Here is a 1,556-nt window from a genome sequence, read left to right as displayed (position 1 = left end):
GATCCAGCCTCAGTAGTCCATGTAGGAGCAGTAATGTCTTGAACAATTATAGTTTGACTGACAGGAAGTGACACATTATCGCAAGCATCTTTTGCGGTCCAAGTTCTTGTTTTAGTATATGATCCAGCACAATTTCCCTCTGTAATTGTATCTACATAAGTTAATGAAGAAACTGTTCCACTGTCATCAGTTGCTGTGGCTTGTGTGAAAACTGGTTCTGCTGGGCAATTTATGGTTGTTGTTTCTGGTAATGGATTTATAATTGGTTTAATAGAGTCTCCATCCAAAATCGTAAATGATTCTGAAATCTGGCATCCATTTGCATCAGTTATAAGAACTGTATAATTTCCTGCAGGAAGATTGTTGGCTGTAGCTCCTGTTTGAACAGGATTTGAATTCCAAGAATATAAATATGCAGGAGTTCCTCCAGAAACTGTTACAGTTGCAGAACCATTGCTGCCTCCACCGCAAGTTACATCAGTTTGAGATTTTGTAGCAGATAATCCTTGTTGAGGTTGAGATATTGTTACAGAACAAGTAGTAGTATAATTTAACTTGTCTGTTACAGTTACATTATGAACGCCAGCACTTAAAGCAATTGCTTGTGCAGTAGTTTCACCATTATCCCAAAGATAAGTATATTCACCATTACCTCCAACAGCTGTAATAGTAGCTTTTCCAGTATTTTCTCCAAAACATTTTACAGCGCTATCTTGAGAAATACTGCAAGAAAACACATCTGGTTGAGTTATAGTGACAGTACAAGTTGTTGTGCATCCTTTTGAATCGGTTACAGTAACAGAATGAAGGCCTGCACTTAATCCAACTGCTTTTTGAGTAGTTTCACTATTATCCCATAAATAAGTGTAGCCTACATTACCACCAATTGGAGTTACAGTAGCTTCTCCATCGCTTAAACCATTTGAAGTGACAGCTTTATTTTGAATAATAGAACAGCTTAAAGCTATAGCTGGTTGTGATATGGTTACTGAATTGGATTGAGAAGAGCAAGAATCAGTAATTGTTAAAGTGTATGTTCCTGAAGGAAGGTCTGAAACAGTTGCTGTTGTTCCAACTTCGATTCCTCCGCTATTTTTCCAAGAGTAATTTACCGTTCCAATCGCGTTTGTCACAGTTCCAGCCGTTACAGTTCCAGTGTTTGCTCCAAAACAGAAAACATCAGTTTTGGAAGATGCGTCTAAAGCTAAGGCCGCCGCAGGCTGTCCGATTGTAACAGAATTAGATTGTGAAGAACAGCTATCGGTAACAGTCACCGTATAAGTTCCCGCGGGAAGGTTTGAAACAGTTGCTGTTGTTCCAACTTCAATTCCTCCGCTATTTTTCCAAGAGTAGTTTACCGTTCCAATCGCGTTTGTCACAGTTCCAGCCGTTACAGTTCCAGTGCTTGCTCCAAAACAGAAAACATCAGTTTTAGAGGACGCGCCTAAAGCTAACGCCGCCGCAGGCTGTCCGATTGTAACAGAATTGGATTGTGAAGAACAGGTATCTGTAACAGTTAAAGTATAAGTTCCCGCCGGAAGATTTGAAACAGTTGC

The 1,556-nt window shown here is 39.7% G+C and carries 1 protein-coding gene; it reads right to left on the bottom strand.

Annotated features, from left to right (window positions below; translation table 11 throughout):
• A partial coding sequence (locus B3J44_RS11350) for a SprB repeat-containing protein (RefSeq protein WP_286968543.1) occupies positions 1-1,556 on the bottom strand: 1,556 nt, incomplete at both ends.

Source organism: Flavobacterium sp. UBA4854, from assembly GCF_002399805.1.
In the GTDB taxonomy this organism is placed as follows: Bacteria; Bacteroidota; Bacteroidia; order Flavobacteriales; family Flavobacteriaceae; genus Flavobacterium; species Flavobacterium ginsengisoli.
Note: the sequence above shows the minus strand (reverse complement) of the source record. Positions and strands in the feature narration are given on the sequence as shown.